Source organism: Ruegeria sp. HKCCE4148 (assembly GCF_017872495.1).
Lineage (GTDB): Bacteria > Pseudomonadota > Alphaproteobacteria > Rhodobacterales > Rhodobacteraceae > Ruegeria.
Window position 1 is genome coordinate 860,178 of sequence record NZ_JAEDOS010000001.1, and the last position, 19,474, is coordinate 879,651.

Below are 19,474 nucleotides of genomic sequence, written 5' to 3' on the forward strand. Positions count from 1 at the left end.
AAGCAAATGCAACGCCAAGTGAACCGCTATTATTGAATTCGAGCGTGGGTAACCGTTTTTCGGAAGTCTGCGTAGGGTTCTGTGCGGTGCGAAAAGGTTTAATAATTGGTTATTTTGGATCCCAAGCGGCTAAGCCGATCCGCTAACGGCCGTTGCCGAGCGTTGATACATGCCTGAACGCAAGAGCCGCATCGGACGTTCGAGCAAAGCGCGGCGAAAGACTAATTTGAGCCCTTAACAGAAATGCTTGAGGGGCAGCGCGCCCAGGGTCTGCTGTGCAGATTAATTGCAGATAGGTAACTCCAATGGCGGCTGTTTGCGCAAGGATGCTCTCCAATTATTTATAATCGGTTGGAGGCTGCTTTTGGGCCAGAACTTTGGGGCGCCAATTGCTTGTAGGCAAACTGCGTTCCAATAAACTCCAGCTCGAGACAGTGATTTTCCTTTTTTTACCGCCTTGGCGACAGCGTTTATGTCTTTGGATTCTGGGTAGATGTAGAGCGTCGTCGGGTTCCCCTCAACAAGTGCCAAAATCTCTTTTGAGTCGGACTGAGACCAGGTTGTGCAACCGTTGCTACGACCACCCGTATAGTTCACAAGTTTTCCGTAGGGGACATAGCCGTCGTTGTCTGCATGTGTGCTTCTAGGATTCTTGAATCTACATTGCCACTTAAGGAAGACAGCTGGATGGCCTCCAATGGCGCGCTCCCGAGCATTGCTCGTTTCTCCTTCCCCATCGAACAAAAGAAAAGTGCGGTAGAACGGCTGCGTTTTGCCGGAGTGACTGTAATAACCTTTGAACGACGTGCGGGTTTCAGCCGTCACATAGGCACCGCCGGCGGTAAGTTTAGACCCTTCTGCATTGCTGAAGTTCTTCGCGCATTGCCGACCATTCGAAAAATTGGCGTTCTTTAGTTTTCTGCCATTGCCATAGCCGGACGAAACCGCTCGGAAGGACTTTTGTGACTCGCAAATGACGTAAAACCGCTTGCCCGGATTGCCGTTTCTTGCAGTGCTGGGGCGGGTTGCATCCTTGGCAAGGTAGCAGGGGTTCTTTACTTCGCCTCGTCGTACTTTCTCGATGTAAAGCGCACGCGCCCTGTTCAGAACAATTGGTGCGATTTGCCCATCACCTGTTCCCACGTGTTTTTGTAACCACGCTGGTATATCTTGCGAAAATGCTTCGACGCGGTCCGGCAAGAAGCCTACCGAGATGGCAATTGCCGCGGCAGAGAGTGTGAGACGGAGTGAATTCTGTAGCAACGGGAGATCTCCTGCTAGAATGTCCTCAAGGTCAGCCTACCACAGTTCTTACGCCCGAGAATGCCGGCCAAGTGTGTGACGAAGCTTTCTGTTGCCTGAAATCCCGGTGTTCGTTTTGGGAGGCATTTTGAGCATCTTCGACAAAAAAGCTTTGATGTTGCTTTAGTAACTGGACATTCGGATATTTGCTTCCAAATGACTGCCATGATCACACGTCGAAAGTTCCTGTTGGTAACGACAACCGCAATTTGTGCGCCGTATATTGGACGGGGACAAACGGTGGCGCTGAATGATGCAATCAGCGATCTTCAGCAGTTGCATTCACTTCAAATTCAACGCGGAGACGACGTCATTTTTGCTCAGGCTCGACAGGGTGCAGGCCTGGATAAACCAGCGAATATAAAGTCTTGTTCGAAAAGCATTGTGGCTTTGTTGCTTGGGACGGCGATCGACCGGCAGGAAATCCCGTCTGTGAATGCCACCTTGCAGGAGGTCGCTCCGCAACTCTTGCCCGCCAATGCCACACCCGGTTCTGAGAGCATTACAATGGAAGATCTGGTGACACTGCGGGCAGGGCTCGAAAGAACCTCTGGCAGCAACTATGGAGAATGGGTCAACTCTCCCAACTGGATAGCGGATGCTTTGACACGACCCATGGTTGCAGAGCCAGGACAACAGATGCTCTATTCTACCGGATCGACCCATCTGCTTGGCGCAGCATTGACTGTGGCGACCGGCCTAAGTCTTTTGAGATTGACGCGTGAGAGGCTGGGTGCACCGCTTGGTATCGAGATACCTGCTTGGACGAAGGATCCACAGGGTTACTACTTGGGTGGGAATGAGATGGCGATTACGCCGAGGTCGATGTTGAAGATCGCGGTGTTGCTTCGGGACCGCGGGGCTTTTGCCAACAGGCAGATCATTCCTGAGCGTTGGGTCTTGGAATCGACCAAGCCACACGGCCGTTCGCCTTTCTCTGGATTGGATTACGGCTATGGCTGGTTTCTGTCCCCTTCAGGATATGAGTTGGCGCGTGGGTATGGGGGCCAAATAATAGCGGCCCATCCTGATCGAAACCTTGCTGTCGCAATTACATCTGATCCTACGCATCCGGCGCGTTCTGGAGGGTATTTTGGAGAATTGGTCAGGTTGTTGGATGGTCCGATCCTGAACGCCAATTAGATAAAGCACTTTTTGAAAACCCTAGAGTGCGCTGTAACGGTCAATGTCCGAAGCGGGCGCGTAAAGCATTCAAGTCGTCGAAATACCTTGATCCAGACTCATCTGGTTGAGGACATTGACGCCGAATTTACTGGCCACGTCGACAACAAAGTCATTCCCAGTTTGGATAGGGCTCGCCGGACTGTCTCCTCCAACTCGGGCTTGCTATTAAAAATTCTTTCCAGAAAATCTATTACCGATTGGCCTTTGCGGCCAATTTTGACCAAGACTGTAAGAACTCAATGAATAGTCTGCTCAGCCCTGCAAAGTGGGCATCCGCCCCGATTATGCGAACGCCTGCATTGAACCCAATTCGGTCATTTTTCTACTCAGCACAACCGCAAGTGGCGGTTCAAAATGAAATTGAGCTTAATTGTTATTGTCAGGCAAGAGCAGCCTCGACTTAGAACCGTAGACCGAAGCCTATCGAAAAACCGGAAAATTCTTCGGCAACTATACCGTTTAACATTAAGCGTCCCGCTCGAACGGCCGGTAGGCCGGTCAAGCGAGTATCAATCTCAAGTCCGAAACCAGCCGTTGCTAGCCAATCGGTATCAAGAACGGTTGCGCTGTCACCGTGATACAGCACGACACCGGCATCCAGAACAAGTTGCGTTGGGAGTTCGAAGAGTCTGACGTTGTTCAGCGGATAGCGATGACGTGAGAACAAGGTTGTTTGATTGGAACTCGCACTTGCGTTCCCAGCCTGCGGCTCATTGATCGGGTTAAATTCCAAGAATGTTTGACGGAAACGGTATTCCACTTACCACGGCCCAAATTGCGCCTCTCGGAAAATGCCAAGCGAAGCACCGATCCCGAATGCGTTTAAATTCCCATCAATCAGTTCGTTGGAGTTAGATCTCGGGCCCAGCAGTGGAAAGTCGGCAAAAATGGCATCTGCAGTCACTTGGCCAAGTGAGAAATGTCCGACCGGCCGAATCTTCCACTCGTTTATCAAGGGAAACTCCCAGCCGACGCCAACCGTTGCTGCCACGCTTGACCAAGTTACATCCAACTCAGTGCCGGTAGCGATCCCCGGGAAGAAGATTACCGGGTTGTACTTTTGGTAGGCAACAAGACCCTCTAAATAAAGCCCGTTTTCAAATGGCTTGTACCCTCCTCGCAGCTGGGTCGAGCGTAGACTTTTGGTACCTCCGGAAGCATCAAGAAAAGAAAACGAGGATAAAGTCTCATTTGGGGTGGCGGCGATACTCAAGACAGACAAAGCCGCTTGTGCAGCGGCCTCGGAGGCATCAGGGTTTATACTTTGAGCAAAGGTTGGACTGGTCGTATTTGCAGCCGACAGTGCGGCGAAAGCAAGAATTCGTCTCAAGGTATCGGCTCATTTACCAGAAAAAAGAAGACCAAGCGATATCTCTTCATCTTAGCACTACAAGAACAAGAATACCGCGCCTTTTGCTGTAAATATTTTGTTGTTAGTCAATTTTGCCTGGTTTGTGACGCCTTAAGAAAACCCGCTCGAGTTCTTTCTGGGTTGATGGGTTGATCTCCCCGATTGATCGTTGCCGCAACAAATGGAAGCTTTGTCTGCAGACCGGTCATTCAACCAACCTTCAACCAACGTCCTTTTTGGACAAAAGGAACAAAAAAATGGGCCCAGTCAGATCAGGCTGCTCAGCCTTCAGGAGACTGCACCTATTTGTCCACCGGATGACGTAGAACCCAATGCCTTTAGTAGTAAATCAATGTTCGCTCTTGCGGCACCTTCGTTAGCTTTTTGCAACCTTTCAACGCCAACAAATGCCTCCGACAAATCTGCCGTGTACTCCGACTTTATAGTTCTGTCGAAAAGTATCCTGCTATTAGTATCAATAATGTTGTATCGGACGGTCATTGCGACCTTCAATTCGAAGCCAACAAGCGGTTGTTCGACACTAAGAATATCAGCACGTAGCGTGTACTGGCCTGAAGTAGAGTAAATTCCAGCTTGACGAAGAGAAGTTTCTAAAGCCGCCTGAAAATCTTCTTTTGATATTTCCGATGTCCACATGGGGTTGGTTTCTTCCCCACCATATCCAGTCACCTTTCCGACTGAACTGTGGTATTTTGCCGAACTTGGTGTTGGTGCAATTGAACCCGGAACCATGGCCGTTTTTTGCGCTGGCTGAGCACAGCCGGCTAAGAGTATGCACATTGCCACCCCTGTTACTTTGCTGGCAAAATCAAAAGGCATAAGGTTTCTGGCTCATCTGAACCGTTAAGGAGTGAAGATGAGACGGAAAGCTGGAACAGACAAACCGACGACTGAACGGGTCGTCAAGGACATTCGCCGCAAGACGCGCAAGCATCATTCTGCGGAGGAGAAGATCCGCATTGTGCTGGAGGGTTTGCGTGGCGAGGAGAGCATCGCTGACGCTCTGCCAATGGAACCGACGATGTTCTTCCTCAAGCCATTGCTGCCACCAGGGTACTCCGACCTACTGGATGCGCTTGCCCCAACAGAAGGCTTTTAGTCGCGAGGAAAAGTAGCCAGGTAGCCGTCATTTGTCTGTCTCAAACTTTTGTCGGGCTGGTTGGCGGCGTGTTTACTCGTTTCTATACAATCTGGAGTAGAAAAATGTTCAGATACAGTGGTTTACAAGTTTAATCAGTTCGTGAAAATATCAACGCAGTGCTTGCCACACATACCACGCAAATTTCATTTTTTATTGTTATAGTTCGATCGTTGCTCTGAAACCGATCATACCTGTCTGATCTAGACCGGATACCCAAGATCCTGGATTAACTTCCAAATGTCTCTGTTTGCCGCAGACAACTGATCAACAACCCCTTCGATCTCGCGCAGGGCTTTATCGTCTACTGTGTCTTCGCGGCCGAGTTTGATGTCGGTTTTGCGATCCGCGATGCGCATCAGGATGGTCTTTGGATTACCGCTTTCGGGGTCGAAGGAATAGATACAATGATTGTATTTGTTGCGGATGCCCGACAGCTTTGTCAGACGCTGCGTATGCGCAAGGATCGGGTCGCGGATTTGTGGCGGACGCCCCTCCATCTTGGCCAAGCGTTCGACCAAATCAATTCGGGCACGGGTGGTGTTCAGAGTTAGAAAGATGATGACGGAGACGTCTTTGGATGCCCCTGTTAGGCCAGCTATCAGATGGATCAACAGGCTTTCGGTGTTGGTCCACATATAGTTCAACCTACCAACCAATAAGATCAGGCGGTCGAACCGGGTTTCGAACGTGTCAGTCAAGGGCGGGCTGCTGCACCGCATGAGGTGCGACCTCGAAATAGAAATGAGCTGCTGCAGTTCGGTTGTTGACGCCAATCTTGCCGACGACATTGTGCATGTGCAGCTTAACCGTATGTTCGGTGATGCCCAGCTTGGCTGCGATCAGCTTGTTGCTTTTGCCTTGCGAGACCAATTGCAGCACCTGTTTCTCGCGGCGCGTCAGCTTGGCGTAGCGTGAATTCAGATCGGTACCATTTTGTGTGACTGGGGGCGAATGTACAGCTGCCGGTGTCGGGTTCTGGGGGGTAACTTGTACACAATCGGCCAGAAAGCTGGGCAAGTACAATTCTTCATGCATCAGCAGTCTGAGGATCGCGCGCCAGGCATCCGGTGCAACATTCATAGGTAGAAAACCGATCTCACCCAACCGGGCCCGATCCCACTGCTGAAACAGGCGACGCGCCAAACCTTCCTTACGATAGGCAAATGCAATACAGCCCGAGCCTGTACAATTGGTGTAGACGTCGGGACGCGACAGCAGATCTTCGATCATCATCTGGTCGACAACTATGATCTTGTTGCTGTTTTGCGCATTCGCGCTCATCGCTTCGAGGGATTCAAAGCGTTCGGCGCGGACGCCAAATTCGGTTTGAACGCTTCTGAGTGTTTGGTTGGAATAGAACAATTCTTTTCCGACAAAGACGATCGACAAATCTTCGGAATAATTGCCCTGAGTGGCAGTTTCATTCTGCAAAGACTTACTCATTATTGCCCCCTACAAAACAGGCGTAACTGGAATTTGATTCTTAAAAAATGGAACGAGTAAAAAACGTTAACTAATCAATAAATTATAGTCCTTTTATTATAACTCGAATCTTGAATGCCTACAACCTGATGGCGCAAGCCCACACTGGGATTCATAGAACTTTCGTTTAGGATTTTGCGGTCTCTTTTGTGTAACCGGCGGAAACAATTGTGTTTATTTTTTGTCAGTATCTCCGTCTAGAACTTTTGCCCCGGCTATGTGCTGGCTGAGATTGTTTTTGTAAAAAATACAATAAAAACAATAAAATAAACTTGTCAGAACTTTTCACTAGCTAGGCGCGAATCGGGGTCGCTGCAAACATGGGCGGGCTTCAATTTCAGAAGTGACTATCCCTGACGTGATCGCCCTCAGCGTATTTTTGCTTTGATTTGGAGGGTCACGTTTTCGGCTTGGCCGGGAAAGGAGGTGGCCCAGAGTAAGAAAACGAATACCGCATTCAGCGTCTTTTTCGCTGTGTGTGCTTTTTTGTTTCAACCGCGCCTGATACCGCTTTGTAGATGAATGGCGGTCTGGCGTTCCAGAAATGGGAATTTGTCATGAGACGTAATGTAAATAATACAAACGTAACGACCGTCGATGAAATTAACGTCGAAAATCTGGATGCACCGGTCAATGTTGAGATCCCTGTAGAAGAAGCCTTTGTCGAGGCCGATCTGACAGCGCAACAACAGCAGCAAGACCAGAATGTCGACAACTCGAATGATCAAGGTCAGGGTCAAGACCAAGGTCAAGGCCAGGATCAAGGTCAGGGACAAGACCAAGGCCAGGATCAGGGTCAGGACCAAGGTCAAGGTCAGGATCAGGGTCAGGGACAAGACCAGTCTCAGTCGCTGGATGCCGGTGACGACAGCAACGACAACTCCAACAACAACGCCATCAATATCGATTTTGGTGGTGGCGAGTGGATTCCGCGCGACGATGATCAAGTTGATCTGGATCTTGGGGATTCCGCGACAGTTGGCGATGTGATCACCGCAGGCCGTAATCTGAACTATGATCCCGGCGATGACATGAATCTGGACATCTCAATGGATGGTGCGGGCACCGCGATGTCATCAGTTAACAACCAGGTTGCCAGCCTGAGCGATGACGACACGCTGGAGTCAGCGAGCGTTGCGAACAATTCAGGTTTCTACCAGAACGGCGACGCCAATGGCGGCACAGCCACGGCTGCAGAAGGTATCCGGGCGAATGCAGATGGCGGAACATCGGGTGACGGTGGAACCACAGTAGGCGGTTCGGCAAACTCGTCAACGCTTGGCAGCCACGCGTGGGCCGCAGGTGGAGACACCGGCAGCGCCGATGCGGATTCGGCAGGCGGTGACGGTGGGTCTTCGGGTGACGCGTCCAACGCAAGTATGGGTATGGGTACATCCGATGCCAGCTCGACCGGCGATAGCTCGGGTGGCAATGGCGGAGATGCTGACGGCTCGGCCTCGTCGGACAACGACGGCAGCACAAGCGTAGACGGTGATGGAACCGGTGGCGCTGGTGGTAGCGCGGATTCGTTTGGTCTGGGTCTGGGTCTGGGTCTGTCCGGTGCAAGCTCTTCAGGTAACGCCGACGGTGGAGACAGCGATTCCGATTCCACCGGCACCGGTACCGGTACAGCGGATAACGCAACGGATGCGTCCGGAGCTGATGGTGGTGACGGCAGTGCTGCGACAGAAGGTTCAGCTTCGAACAGCAGCGACAGCGACACTGAAGCCAATGACGCCTCGGCAGGCGACAACACGGCGGATGGCACTGCAGACAGTGGTGCGGACAGTTCTGCTGATGGTGACGGCGGTGATGGCACAGGCGGTGACGGAACCGGCGGTGATGGCACTGGTGGTGACGGAACCGGTGGTGACGGAACCGGCGGTGATGGCACTGGTGGTGACGGAACCGGCGGTGATGGCGAAGGTGGCTTTGCCGCGATGCTTGAAGCTGCGATCATGGAGTTGCAGGAACAGCTGGGCATGATTGATGCCGAACCTGGCGAAGGCGGTGACGGAACCGGCGGCGACGGAACCGGAGGAGACGGCTCTGGTGGTGACGGAACGGCTGGCGATGGCTCGGGCGGCGATGGTTCGGGTGGCACTGCAGATGCAGATTCCGACGCCCAGGGTGTTGGCGATCAATCGGCAAGTGGTCCGGATATTGATCAAAGCCCAGGCGATGTGAACGGTTCAGCCAGCAATTCGCAAGCAACGGATGGCAGCGGCGGTGACGGCGGTTCAAATGCGGCTGACGGCGCGGCCGATGCGATGGGTTCCGGAACATCAGCTGCAGATGGTGACGGCGGTGCAGGTGGCAGCACCACTCCGACGTCTACTTCCAGCGGCAACGGAGCTGGATCTGCCGATGCAGCCAATACTGCAGGCGGCGGCGGTGCAGCGGATGTCTTCGGAGACGCGGACACAAACGGTGCGGCGGACAGCTTGGCCGAAGCGATTGCCGGTTACGGTGGCGCGGGTAGTTCCGACAACGACTCGACCTCGACCGGATCCGGTGACGCAATGGGTTCGGCTGATTCAGGGAATGCTGGTGCCGGTGGCGCGTCTGCTGCAAACGGCGGAACCAGCGGAGCCTCGATGGGCAGCGCAACCTCGGGTGACACCATGGGTGGCACCATTACGGGCGGCAGCGCAGCCGGAGCCTATTCGGGTGACGGTGGCGCAGGCGGCTCGGGCGGCAACTGGGGCGCAAACAATGGTGGCGATGGCATCGTGACCGGCGAATCCTACGCCTCGGCTGCGGCGGTTGTCGACACCTCGGCCTTCAACCAGTCGATCGTCATGGGTGCCAATGTACTTGGCAACTCGGTTGATACGACCATGGTTGGCGGTTCGATGACGTCCTCGTACGCAAGCGACGACACCGACACCTAAGTCACAAAAGCGGGGCCCGCATTTCCGGGCCCTGTATGTCTTTTGAAACCTGCCGAGGCCGTTCATCGCGGCCTCGGCCCAACTGAACCCAAAGCGGAAATTTTGGCCGGTGCGGGTGTAAAGGAAAACCGACATGGCCCTTGACAGTATTTCCGAGACGATAGCGCATTTTGTTGGAACATTTGAGCTTACGATCGAACAGTCCCGGTTGCGGGATCAGTACGAGGAATTCACAGCGCTGAGGCGCAAAGCCGATGTCGAAGGGCTGGACGATCCGGCCTCGATCCATATCAAGGCAGACTTGGATATTCCGGCAGGCGAGTACAAAGCTCTGCCCTACAGTTTTCAACCCTCTGAACCCGAAATGCCGCTGCCGGCTGCACCTCTTGGGCCGGTGTCAGAGGCGGTGATTGTTTTGGACGGTCCCGGAGAGCCTGTGCGTTATGTGCCGGAAAACGAAATAAGCGATACAGGCCCGTCTTACTTTGTCCAACTGATCATTCTGCAACCGGAAACCGTGCCGCTGGGATCGGCCGTGACCGTTACCGTGCAGACGGTTTACATGCGCGACAATGACGTTGTGGGCGACGGAGATTTTCGAGACCCCGAAGCGCTAATGGTGCAGGGCGAGCAGATGCTAGACATGGCTCTGTCGCTTCACGCCATTGCCGCGCCATCATTTTCACTCGCGGACTACCAATCGACCGAAATGCTCGCGGCACTCGCCGATCAGATGGCGAACCCGATGATCGCGGACATTGAAGGCGTAACGGTGCATCAATTCCACGGCGGCGATGCGATGGGTGTGATCGTCAACGGCGAATACGTCACGGACGCTCCGGAATGGAAAGATCTGCTTCCTAAATATCATCAGCCCGATGACACGGAAAACACGGCTGAGCTGCCGTATCCTGTAGAATGGGATCAGTCAAAGGACCCAGAATTTGATGACGGGCACCTGGTTGTGACCGGTGGCAACGTTGCGATCAATGCAATGGCGGCCACTGTGGCTTGGGTGGATGCCCCAATCATCGCGGTCGGAGGGCAGGCGGTCAGCCTGACGGCCATTAGTCAGGTCGCAGTTGTTTCCGACTGGGATCAAGGTGAGCCGGGAACGGGCAGTGGCACAAACATCGTGCAGACCTCGCAAATCGAGGTCGAATCCAAAACGGCACCTTGGCTGGGTGCATCATCTGGCGCTGCGTCTGCGGCACCGATTGTTATCGTGGACCATGTTCAGGGTGATCTGGTCGTCGCGAATTTCATCAAGCAGGATATCGATGCCACGGATATCGACCAAATCGAGACCGAAATTTCTGCTTCGTCAACCATGTATGCGCTGGGCGACAACGAGATGTACAACGTCTCGGACCTTATTCAGCTGGGCAATTATTATGATGTGATCATCATCGACGGAAACATGATCTCTGTGGACGTTGTAAACCAGACACTCGTGTTGGTTGACGACGATGTCATTAGCGGCGGCATGGACCCGGCAATGGACGAAGACGAAGCGGGTGGCGACGAAAACCTCGTGATGAACGAAGCCTCTGTCAAAACGGTAGGGGATGACACCTATCAGGACATGTCCCAAGAAATGTCGGACACTATGGCGCTGGCTGATGACGACATAGCCGCGCTTGAGGATGCCTTGATGAATAATCCTGATTTCGCCGGGATGGAGCAAATACGCGTTCTCAAGATCGACGGCGATTTGGTGCAGGTCAATGTCGTGGAACAGACAACCGTGGTGCAGGATCAGGACGACATAGAGCTATCCGGCCCCGATGCATCCCAGACAGAAGTGGTTGCTGGCAGCAACGCCCTGTTGAACAGCGCAAGCGTGACCAAGATGGGTGTGGATTCGACAATCATGGCCGCAAACGGAGCGTACTCGGATCTGCTTCTGCATCAGGCCAGTCTGCTCGACATGCCCACCAATGAAGACATAACGGCAATGACCAATGAAGCCATCGCCGCAATCATGAGCGATATGAGTGTCGCGCAGCCTGATGCAGCGTTGGCTTTGACCGCTCCAACAACTGATACCACGACCAACGACGATGGCCTGCAAACCGTGCTGGCTTGATTTTTTCGTTTTTTACCGAGTGACCAGAAGGTTAGTAGATGTCGATCGTATTTACGTCGCACCGCCCGTACTTATCCAGCCCCTTGGACAGGCAGGGCGGAGGAAGGCCGCAAAGCCAAAATCTTGGTGAGAAGGTGAAAGCCACGCCCGCAGGGCCCAAAATTGCGCCGCGTCTGCATCTGACAAAGCAAATGCGCGTGTCGGACCCGAAAGCAAAACAGTCAGTGAAACCTGAGAAACTGAAGCAATCCGAAGATCACGACCACTCACGCGAACAACTGCGCGCTGATCCTCCCCATCAGTGTGCAAAGCCGCAACCCGCGCATGACAAAGACCCGACGGGTGGCGGCAATGGGGTGGCCGATGCTGATGGCCCTGGTCAGGTAACCGCCGAGGAAACGACTGCGCGCAAGACCCCCTCTGCGCGCGCGGCCGGCGAAAACCGCATGGGCACCACGATCGAGGCCAAGGCAAACCAACCTCTGCCGCAAAATCAGACTGGTGGCGGAGACGGCAAAGGGCCACCCCAAACCTTTCACAAGCGCACCCCGCCCGAGGACTTTCAGCGCACCCTGCGGGTGTCGATCCGCGCGATCTGGCGCAACCTAGCTTTTGTGTTGGTTCTGACTTGCGCCACGAACATTTTGATCCTGGCGATCCCGATATACCTGTTTCAGATCAGTGACCGCGTTCTGACCAGCCGGTCTCTGGATACATTGATCATGCTGACCGCAATTGTTGCGGGCGCGGTGATCTTTCAGTCAGCCTTCGACGCGGTACGCCGTTTCATGCTGATGCGCACCGGGGTCGAAGTGGCAGCCCGTTTGGGCGCGCCGGTTCTCAGCGCGGCGGCCCATGCGTCGCTGCATGGCAACGGGCGCGAATACCAGACGTTAGGCGATTTGCAGCAACTACGTGGCTTTCTGGTTTCGGGCACTCTTATCTCGTTCCTGGACGTCCCCTTCGCGCCCTTGTTCATCCTGATGATTTTCCTGGTGCATCCGCAGTTGGGCATGATCGTTGTCGTAACCGCGCTGCTCTTGATGACGATTGCCCTGATCAACCAGAAAATGACGGCCAAACCCTTTGCCGAAGCCAACAAGGCGCAGTCGCTGGCGAACCAGCATCTGGATTCGATGTCACGCAACAGCCAGATCATCAACGCGCTGGCCATGATCCCCGAAGCTGTGCGGATCTGGGGCAGGGACACCGCTCAGTCTTTGACTTGGCAGGTGCGCGCTCAGGACCGCAACGTGATCTTCGCAGCGGTTTCGCGCGCTGTCAGGCTGCTAACCCAAATCGGTATTCTGGGGTGGGGTGCCTATCTGGCGTTGCAAGGAGAGATCACCGGCGGGATGGTGATTGCCGCCTCGATCATTGCGGGGCGCGCCTTTGCACCCATCGAAGGCTCGATCGAGGGTTGGAACAGCTATCTGCTGACACGCGGCGCTTATGGGCGGATCAAGGCTTTGCTGTCGACCTCTGCCCTGCAATACGAAAAGCTGCGCCTGCCGCGTCCCGAAGGCCGCTTGGATGTTGAACGCTTGCTGTATGTGCCCGGTGGGACCAAACGGGTGGTTTTGAACGGGATCACATTCTCGCTGACACCCGGAGAAACGTTGGCCATTATCGGCAATTCCGGTGCGGGGAAGACGACGCTGGGGAAAACACTGGTCGGGTCTATCCTGCCCACTTCGGGCAGTGTGCGGCTGGACCTGATGGATATTCGCAACTGGGATCCGCGCCAGTTTGGGGAAAGCATCGGCTACCTTCCGCAGGATGTCCAACTGTTCCCCGGCACGATCAAGGACAACATTGGTCGGATGCGGGCAGATGCGACCGACGAACAGATCCACGATGCTGCCGTTTTGGCCGATGTTCACAACATGATCGCGACCCTGCCGCAAGGGTATGAGACGGTGGTGGCCGCAGATGGCGCGCCTTTGTCTGGTGGGCAAAAGCAACGTATAGCGCTGGCGCGGGCGTTCTTCGGCAACCCGAGAATGGTTGTGCTGGACGAGCCGAACTCGAACCTCGATGTTGCTGGTGACAAAGCGCTGGCCCGGGCGATTGAGCAGGCGCGCGAAAGCAAGATCACCGTAGTTGTCATCACGCAGAAACCGACGCTGTTGAACGTAGTCGACAAGATCATGTTGCTGACCGATGGGCGCGTGGCCTTGTTCGGTCAACGCGATCAGGTTCTGCAACAAATCAACGCGCCGCGCAAAGAAACCGGAATTGAAGGCCAGCAGGGGGGCTGAGCATGAACGACCTCGTACCTGTGAAGAATTCTGCCGACGAACCTCAACTTTGGTATGCCGAGGTTCCACGCTCAATCAACCGGCTGATTGCCATCGGACTGGTCATGCTACTGGTGTGCTTTGGCGGTTTCGGGGTCTGGTCCTTCAGCGCCCCTCTGGCGGCTGCGGTGATTGCGCAGGGCAGTTTTGTTGCAACCGGTCGAAACAAGATCGTTCAGCATCTTGAGGGCGGGATCATCGAAGAAATTAAAGTAGTCGAGGGGCAGTCGGTTCAGGCCGGGCAAGTGCTGATGACGTTGGACCAGACCTCGGCGCAGGCCAACGAGCGTGAACTGTTCATCCGCAAGATACGCCTGCAAGCCATGACCCAACGGTTGCTGGCGGAATATGGTGAACGCGAACGCCTTGTCTTTTCTACGGACCTTCTTGAAGCTTCCCAGGATGTCGAAGTCATGGCCATTCTGGACGGGCAAAGGCTCAGCTTTGATGTATCGCGCAAGACGCTTCTGAACGATGTCGCCTTGCTTGAGAGGAACATGGAGGCGCTGAAGATCCGGTCAAGAGGGTTTGAGGCTCAGCTGGATAGCATGGTGCGGCGCGCCGAGATTTTGCAGGAAGAATATGAGGCCAAAAGCCAGCTTTACGAAAAAGGTCTTGTTCGCAAAGGAGAGCTCAACGCGATCCGACGCGTTCAGGCCGAAGCTGAAGGGCAACAAGCACGGTTGCAGGCTGAGGCAGCCGAGATCAACCAGATGCTACTGAAATACGAAGAACAGATCACGCGCACCCGGTCTGCTTATCGCGAGGCTGCGCTGGATGAACTGGGCGTGATCGAGGCCGATCTGGAAAGTGTGCGCGAAAAGTCTCGTCAAGCGCGCAACGTTCTAGAGCGAGCCGTAGTTCGGGCCCCTGTGACCGGTACGGTGGTGCGATTGCACTATCACACGCCGGGTGGTGTTATTGAAACCGGCGAACCCATTGCCGAAATTTTGCCCGCCGATGCGCCCCTGATCATCGAGGCACAGATTCCCCGCACGGAAATCGACAGCGTAATAACCGGGCAGACTGCCTCGGTCCGTCTGATTGCTTTGAACCAACGCACGACTCCGGTGTTATATGGCGAGGTTTTCTATATTTCTGCTGACGCTTTGCCCGAACAGACCTCGGGCAGTCCGCAGGAAGTGTATCTGGCGCGCATTTCTCTGACACCGGATGAGTTGCAACGGGTCAGTGGCTTTATTCCTACGCCTGGGATGCCGGCCGAAATTATGATCCAGACCGAAGAACGAACTTTTGCCGCTTATATCGCCAAGCCCGTGTCAGACAGTATGTCACGCGCGTTTCGCGAGCATTAGGGTAGGGCTTTCAGGTCACCTCTACACCTTCCAAATTCCGCATGTTACCCTTTGCCGGTGAGGTGAAGGAGAAGATACATGCCGGTGACGGTCAAAGACATGATGGAGGCCGCTAATGCGGTGGTCGCGCGGATCGATACCGCGCAGGCAAAGACTATTCTTGAGCAGGGCGGGCTGCTGCTGGACATTCGAGACGCGGCAGAGCTGCAAGCCACGGGTCGCGCCGCAGGCGCGCACCATATCTCACGGGGAATGCTGGAATTCCGGGCTGATGACACGTTGCAATCCCATGACCCGGAACTGCGTAAAGATCGCCCTATCGTTCTATATTGCGCCTCGGGGGGCCGAGCGGCGTTGGCTGGCAAGCTGCTGAAAGACATGGGATATCGACAGGTCTACAACCTTGGCGGCTTGGCGGACTGGGTAAACGGGGGCGGTGAACTTGTGGGGGCTTGATACAAAACCGTTCTGCATCTGACACAAATCAAGGCAAAACACATTCGAATCGCATGATATATGGCCGGAAGTTACCTAAAGGAAATCCGGACATGTTTCGTCTTGCCGCAATGCTGTATTCACTGATTGCAACTGCCCTGTCGGGTTCGGCTGTGATCGCAGTTTTGACTGCTGGGATGGTTTCGGTCAGCGCAATTGTTGGGGCAGCAGCAGCAGGGGCCGTGATTGCCGCGCCCGCGTCTTGGATGGTAGCCAAGCGGCTGTATCAGGGCGCTTGATCAAGCATTCAGAAACGTTCTGACGGCCGCTTCGAACTCGCGCGGTTTCTCGGCGTGCAGCCAATGCCCAGCGCCTGGGATTTTGGCAAACCGTGCGCTGGGAAACAGCGCGCGGATTTTGTCGCGATGCTCTGGCAGGACGTAATCAGATGCACCACCGGACAGGAACAATGCAGGCCCGGTCCATGATGCAGTTAGCTCGGGAAAGCCCATGATATTGGGCATTTGGTCCGCCAATACATCCAGGTTCAGCAACCAACGTTTGCCATTGATGTCCAGGGATTGCGTAAAGAAGCTTTGCAACGCTTTTTCAACACCCTGTTCGGCCAGTTGTTGTTCTGCGTCCGAACGGCGTTCGATGCGTGAAAAATCAACCGCCTGCATGGCCTCGATGAACTGGATTTGACTGTGCGTGTATTTTACCGGCGCGATGTCGGCGACCACCAGTTTGTTCACCAAGGCCCCATGGTGCAGCGCTAGGGTCATCGCAGCTTTGCCACCCATGGAATGCCCAAGCACATCGGCCTTGCCGCCGATATGTGCGATCACTTCGGCGATGTCCTGCGCCAGGTGGGGATAGTCGTGTTGCGGGTTCCACATGCTGCGGGCGTGGTTGCGCATATCCACGGCCACAACTTGCCGTTCGTCCGATAGCCGTTTGGCTATCACACCCCAGTTGCGGGCAGAACCATACAGGCCATGTGCAATGATGAGTGGGGGAAGGGCGGTTGGTGCGCCATGTACAATCGTATTTAGCATAACCCGAGTGATACTCGCGCACATCGCGGACGACCACCCCCATTGTAGGTCTACGAACCAGCCGCTAGATTGCGCGGCAGGAGGCCACCCATGTCGCAAGACCCAGACATTCAGACCCGGATCGCCGATACCGTGGCCTTGTTGCGTGCCAAGCTGGGCGTGCGAGACAAAACCCTTGAGGCATCAATCCGAAAGGCCAAGCGGCGCTTACCGCGTCGTGTCTACAAACAGGCTATGGTGCTGGCCCGAGCCGAGGCGATGGCGGCACATCCGAAACTGAGGCAGGTTCTCGACACACCCAAGTTGATCCGGGCAGCAGATGTGGTGCAGGGGCATCTCAGCGCGATCAACCTGGCCGACCGCAGATGGGGGTGGTTTCTGGGGATGCTTGGTGGCTTGGCTTTTAACCTGCTGGCCCTGACGACACTGCTGCTGGTCTTTCTGTGGTGGCGCGGCTTGATCTGATCTTGGGTTTTAAGCTGCGTACTGTAGCCCAGCGGGAAGAAAAGACTTGAAAAGGCCCTCAAGTGAACCAGCGACGCGCACAGTAGTTCTGCGGATAATGACAAAAAAAACGGCGCCTCGGGGGCGCCGTTTTCTGATGTGCTGAACTTCTTACAAGTTCGTATAGATCGGGAAGCGTGCGCAGAGTTCTGCGACTTCGGCTTTGACCTTTGCTTCGACAGCAGCGTTTCCGTCTTCGCCATTGGCGGCCAGGCCGTCGACCACTTCGATGATCCAGTCGGCGATCTGGCGGAACTCGGTCTCGCCAAAGCCGCGGGTGGTGCCGGCGGGTGAGCCCAGACGGATGCCCGATGTCACGGTCGGCTTTTCGGGGTCAAACGGCACGCCGTTCTTGTTGCAGGTGATATGCGCCCGGCCCAGGGCTTTTTCGGTCGCGTTGCCCTTCACGCCTTTGGGACGCAGGTCGACCAGCACCACATGGGTGTCGGTGCCGTGGGTCACGGTGTCCAGACCGCCCTTGATCAGTTGATCCGACAGCGCCTGCGCGTTGGTGATGACCTGCTGGATATAGGTCTTGAACTCGGGGCGCTGCGCCTCACCAAAGGCCACGGCCTTGGCCGCGATCACATGCATCAGCGGGCCGCCCTGAATGCCGGGGAAGATGGCCGAGTTCACTTTCTTGGCGATCGCCTCGTCATTGGTCAGGATCATGCCGCCGCGCGGGCCGCGCAGGGTCTTGTGCGTGGTCGTTGTGGCCACATGCGCGTGCGGGAAGGGGCTGGGATGCTCGCCTGCCGCGATCAGACCGGCGATATGGGCCATGTCCACGTGCAGATAGGCACCGACCATATCGGCGATCTCGCGCATGCGGGCAAAGTCGATGGTGCGCGGGATGGCCGAGCCGCCGGCAATGATCAGCTTGGGCTGGTGCTCTTTCGCCAGCGCCTCTATCTGGTCATAGTCGATCAGGTTGTCCTGCTTGCGCACGCCGTAATGCACCGCGTTGAACCACTTGCCCGATTGGTTCGGGGCCGCGCCGTGGGTCAGGTGGCCGCCTGCATCCAGGCTCATGCCTAAAATGGTGTCGCCGGGCTTGATCAGCGCCTGGAACACACCCTGGTTGGCCTGGCTGCCCGAGTTGGGCTGCACGTTGGCAAATTCACAGCCAAAGAGCTGCTTGGCGCGGTCGATGGCCAGGTTTTCGGCGATGTCGACGAACTGGCAACCGCCATAATAGCGCCGACCGGGATAGCCTTCGGCATATTTGTTGGTCATCACCGAACCCTGCGCTTCCATTACGGCAGCAGAGACGATGTTCTCGGAGGCAATCAACTCGATCTCGTCGCGCTGACGGCCCAGTTCCGATGTGATCGAGCCAAAAAGCTCAGGGTCGCGGTCAGACAGGGATTGGGTGAAAAATCCGGTGTCACGAAGATTGGCGTTCATGGGCGCTCCACATGGCTGGGTGAAATCTTGCGGATTTCCTATCGGAAACGTTGCTTCTCCAAAAGGCTTAAAGCGACGAATTTCTAAGCTGGCGCGTCAAGACTGGCCTATTGGGGAAAGGTATGTTTGTTTCGGAACCAAATGCGTAGGACCGGAAACCGTAAAATATGAAAAAGAGAATCGCCTTTCTTGCCAGTGAGGTCAAAGTGGCGCAGACGGCCCGGGATGCTCTGGTGGCTAAACACGGAAACGCTGCACCGCGCGACGCAGATGTTGTGGTTGCTCTCGGCGGGGATGGCTTCATGTTGCACACCCTGCACAACATGCAGCATCTCGACACACCGGTATACGGTATGAACCGGGGCACGATCGGCTTTTTGATGAACGAATACCACGAAGACGACCTGATCGCGCGTCTCGAGGATGCCGAAGAAGAGGTTATCAATCCGCTGGCGATGCGCGCAATGGATCAATCAGGCAAGTTGCACGAGGCGCTGGCCATCAACGAAGTGTCGCTGCTGCGGGCTGGCCCACAGGCTGCAAGGCTGAAGATCAGCGTTGACGGTCGCGTGCGGATGTCGGAACTGGTATGCGATGGAGCCTTGCTGTCGACACCCGCCGGATCGACGGCCTACAACTATTCGGCACACGGGCCGATCCTGCCAATTGGTTCGGACGTTTTGGCGTTGACTGCGATTGCCTCGTTCCGTCCCCGCCGTTGGCGTGGCGCGCTGCTGCCCAAGATCGCAAAGGTTCGATTCGACGTTCTTGATGCCGAAAAGCGCCCGGTCATGGCGGATGCCGATTCCATTTCTTTCCCGGATATCGACTGGGTCGAGATCAGGTCGGAGCCGGCAATAGAGCACCGCATTCTATTTGATCCGGGCCACGGGCTCGAAGAACGCCTGATTTCTGAGCAATTCACATAAAAGCGGGCCGCCGCGCACTTTTTTTCGGTTTATGTGAACCAGTTCACATGGAATTGATTG

The 19,474-nt window shown here is 55.1% G+C and carries 17 protein-coding genes and 1 pseudogene; 10 read left to right on the plus strand and 8 right to left on the minus strand.

Annotated elements, in window-relative coordinates; all coding sequences use genetic code 11:
- Positions 1–282 precede the first annotated feature (282 nt).
- Positions 283–1,263 (minus strand): hypothetical protein, encoded by a 981-nt coding sequence (locus tag I9187_RS04235; RefSeq protein WP_209509580.1) that lies wholly within the window; start codon positions 1,261–1,263, stop codon positions 283–285.
- A gap of 204 nt (positions 1,264–1,467) precedes the next feature.
- Here I9187_RS04235 and I9187_RS04240 point away from each other — a divergent pair, with 204 nt between their 5' ends.
- Positions 1,468–2,445 carry a serine hydrolase gene (locus I9187_RS04240; RefSeq protein WP_171177624.1) on the plus strand — a complete coding sequence of 326 codons (978 nt, stop codon included), beginning with the start codon at positions 1,468–1,470 and terminating at the stop codon, positions 2,443–2,445.
- 442 nt (positions 2,446–2,887) lie between these two features.
- Here I9187_RS04240 and I9187_RS04245 read toward each other — a convergent pair whose 3' ends face one another.
- The 3 genes from I9187_RS04245 to I9187_RS04255 all read right to left on the minus strand — a co-directional run bounded on the left by I9187_RS04245 (position 2,888) and on the right by I9187_RS04255 (position 4,678).
- Positions 2,888–3,247, minus strand: coding sequence for a hypothetical protein (locus I9187_RS04245; RefSeq protein WP_209940071.1), 360 nt, complete (start codon positions 3,245–3,247; stop codon positions 2,888–2,890).
- Positions 3,248–3,817, minus strand: coding sequence for an autotransporter domain-containing protein (locus I9187_RS04250; RefSeq protein WP_209940072.1), 570 nt, complete (start codon positions 3,815–3,817; stop codon positions 3,248–3,250).
- Between the two features lie 309 nt (positions 3,818–4,126).
- Positions 4,127–4,678 (minus strand): hypothetical protein, encoded by a 552-nt coding sequence (locus I9187_RS04255; protein WP_171727618.1) that lies wholly within the window; start codon positions 4,676–4,678, stop codon positions 4,127–4,129.
- 37 nt (positions 4,679–4,715) lie between these two features.
- On the opposite strand from I9187_RS04255, the pseudogene I9187_RS04260 reads away from it, so the two are divergent.
- Positions 4,716–4,859, plus strand: a pseudogene (locus tag I9187_RS04260) (IS3 family transposase); the annotation flags it as partial.
- 341 nt (positions 4,860–5,200) lie between these two features.
- On the opposite strand, the gene I9187_RS04265 reads toward I9187_RS04260, so the two are convergent.
- Positions 5,201–5,698 (minus strand): hypothetical protein, encoded by a 498-nt coding sequence (locus I9187_RS04265; protein WP_209509581.1) that lies wholly within the window; start codon positions 5,696–5,698, stop codon positions 5,201–5,203.
- On the minus strand, positions 5,691–6,443 hold the full coding sequence (locus I9187_RS04270) for a response regulator transcription factor (RefSeq protein WP_171177609.1): 753 nt from the start codon (positions 6,441–6,443) through the stop codon (positions 5,691–5,693). Before I9187_RS04270 ends, I9187_RS04265 begins: the two co-directional genes overlap by 8 nt.
- A 596-nt stretch (positions 6,444–7,039) precedes the next feature.
- Between I9187_RS04270 and I9187_RS04275 the strand changes: the two genes are divergently transcribed.
- The 6 genes from I9187_RS04275 (at position 7,040) to I9187_RS04300 (ending at position 15,815) form a co-directional block, all read left to right on the plus strand.
- Positions 7,040–9,376, plus strand: a complete 2,337-nt coding sequence (locus I9187_RS04275) for a hypothetical protein (RefSeq protein WP_171727617.1) — start codon at positions 7,040–7,042, stop codon at positions 9,374–9,376.
- 133 nt (positions 9,377–9,509) lie between these two features.
- Positions 9,510–11,465 (plus strand): type I secretion protein, encoded by a 1,956-nt coding sequence (locus I9187_RS04280; RefSeq protein WP_209509582.1) that lies wholly within the window; start codon positions 9,510–9,512, stop codon positions 11,463–11,465.
- A 38-nt stretch (positions 11,466–11,503) separates the two neighbouring features.
- Positions 11,504–13,726, plus strand: coding sequence for a type I secretion system permease/ATPase (locus I9187_RS04285; protein ID WP_171177603.1), 2,223 nt, complete (start codon positions 11,504–11,506; stop codon positions 13,724–13,726).
- 2 nt (positions 13,727–13,728) lie between these two features.
- Positions 13,729–15,081, plus strand: a complete 1,353-nt coding sequence (locus I9187_RS04290; protein ID WP_171177602.1) for an HlyD family type I secretion periplasmic adaptor subunit — start codon at positions 13,729–13,731, stop codon at positions 15,079–15,081.
- A 78-nt stretch (positions 15,082–15,159) separates the two neighbouring features.
- The gene (locus I9187_RS04295; RefSeq protein ID WP_171177600.1) at positions 15,160–15,537 is read left to right on the plus strand and encodes a rhodanese-like domain-containing protein; all 378 of its coding nucleotides are present in this window, start codon (positions 15,160–15,162) and stop codon (positions 15,535–15,537) included.
- Positions 15,538–15,629: 92 nt separating this feature from the next.
- A complete protein-coding gene (locus I9187_RS04300) occupies positions 15,630–15,815 on the plus strand; it encodes a hypothetical protein (protein WP_171177598.1) in 186 nt (61 codons plus the stop codon).
- Here I9187_RS04300 and I9187_RS04305 read toward each other — a convergent pair whose 3' ends face one another.
- Positions 15,816–16,574: an alpha/beta fold hydrolase gene (locus I9187_RS04305; RefSeq protein ID WP_171177596.1), complete on the minus strand. Its 759-nt coding sequence runs from the start codon at positions 16,572–16,574 to the stop codon at positions 15,816–15,818.
- Positions 16,575–16,664: 90 nt separating this feature from the next.
- Here I9187_RS04305 and I9187_RS04310 point away from each other — a divergent pair, with 90 nt between their 5' ends.
- Positions 16,665–17,039, plus strand: a complete 375-nt coding sequence (locus tag I9187_RS04310) for a hypothetical protein (protein ID WP_171177594.1) — start codon at positions 16,665–16,667, stop codon at positions 17,037–17,039.
- A 150-nt stretch (positions 17,040–17,189) separates the two neighbouring features.
- On the opposite strand, the gene glyA is transcribed toward I9187_RS04310, so the two are convergent.
- On the minus strand, positions 17,190–18,485 hold the full coding sequence (glyA, locus tag I9187_RS04315; RefSeq protein WP_171177592.1) for a serine hydroxymethyltransferase: 1,296 nt from the start codon (positions 18,483–18,485) through the stop codon (positions 17,190–17,192).
- A gap of 167 nt (positions 18,486–18,652) precedes the next feature.
- Between glyA and I9187_RS04320 the strand changes: the two genes are divergently transcribed.
- Positions 18,653–19,414 (plus strand): NAD kinase, encoded by a 762-nt coding sequence (locus I9187_RS04320; RefSeq protein WP_171177590.1) that lies wholly within the window; start codon positions 18,653–18,655, stop codon positions 19,412–19,414.
- Positions 19,415–19,474: the final 60 nt, after the last annotated feature.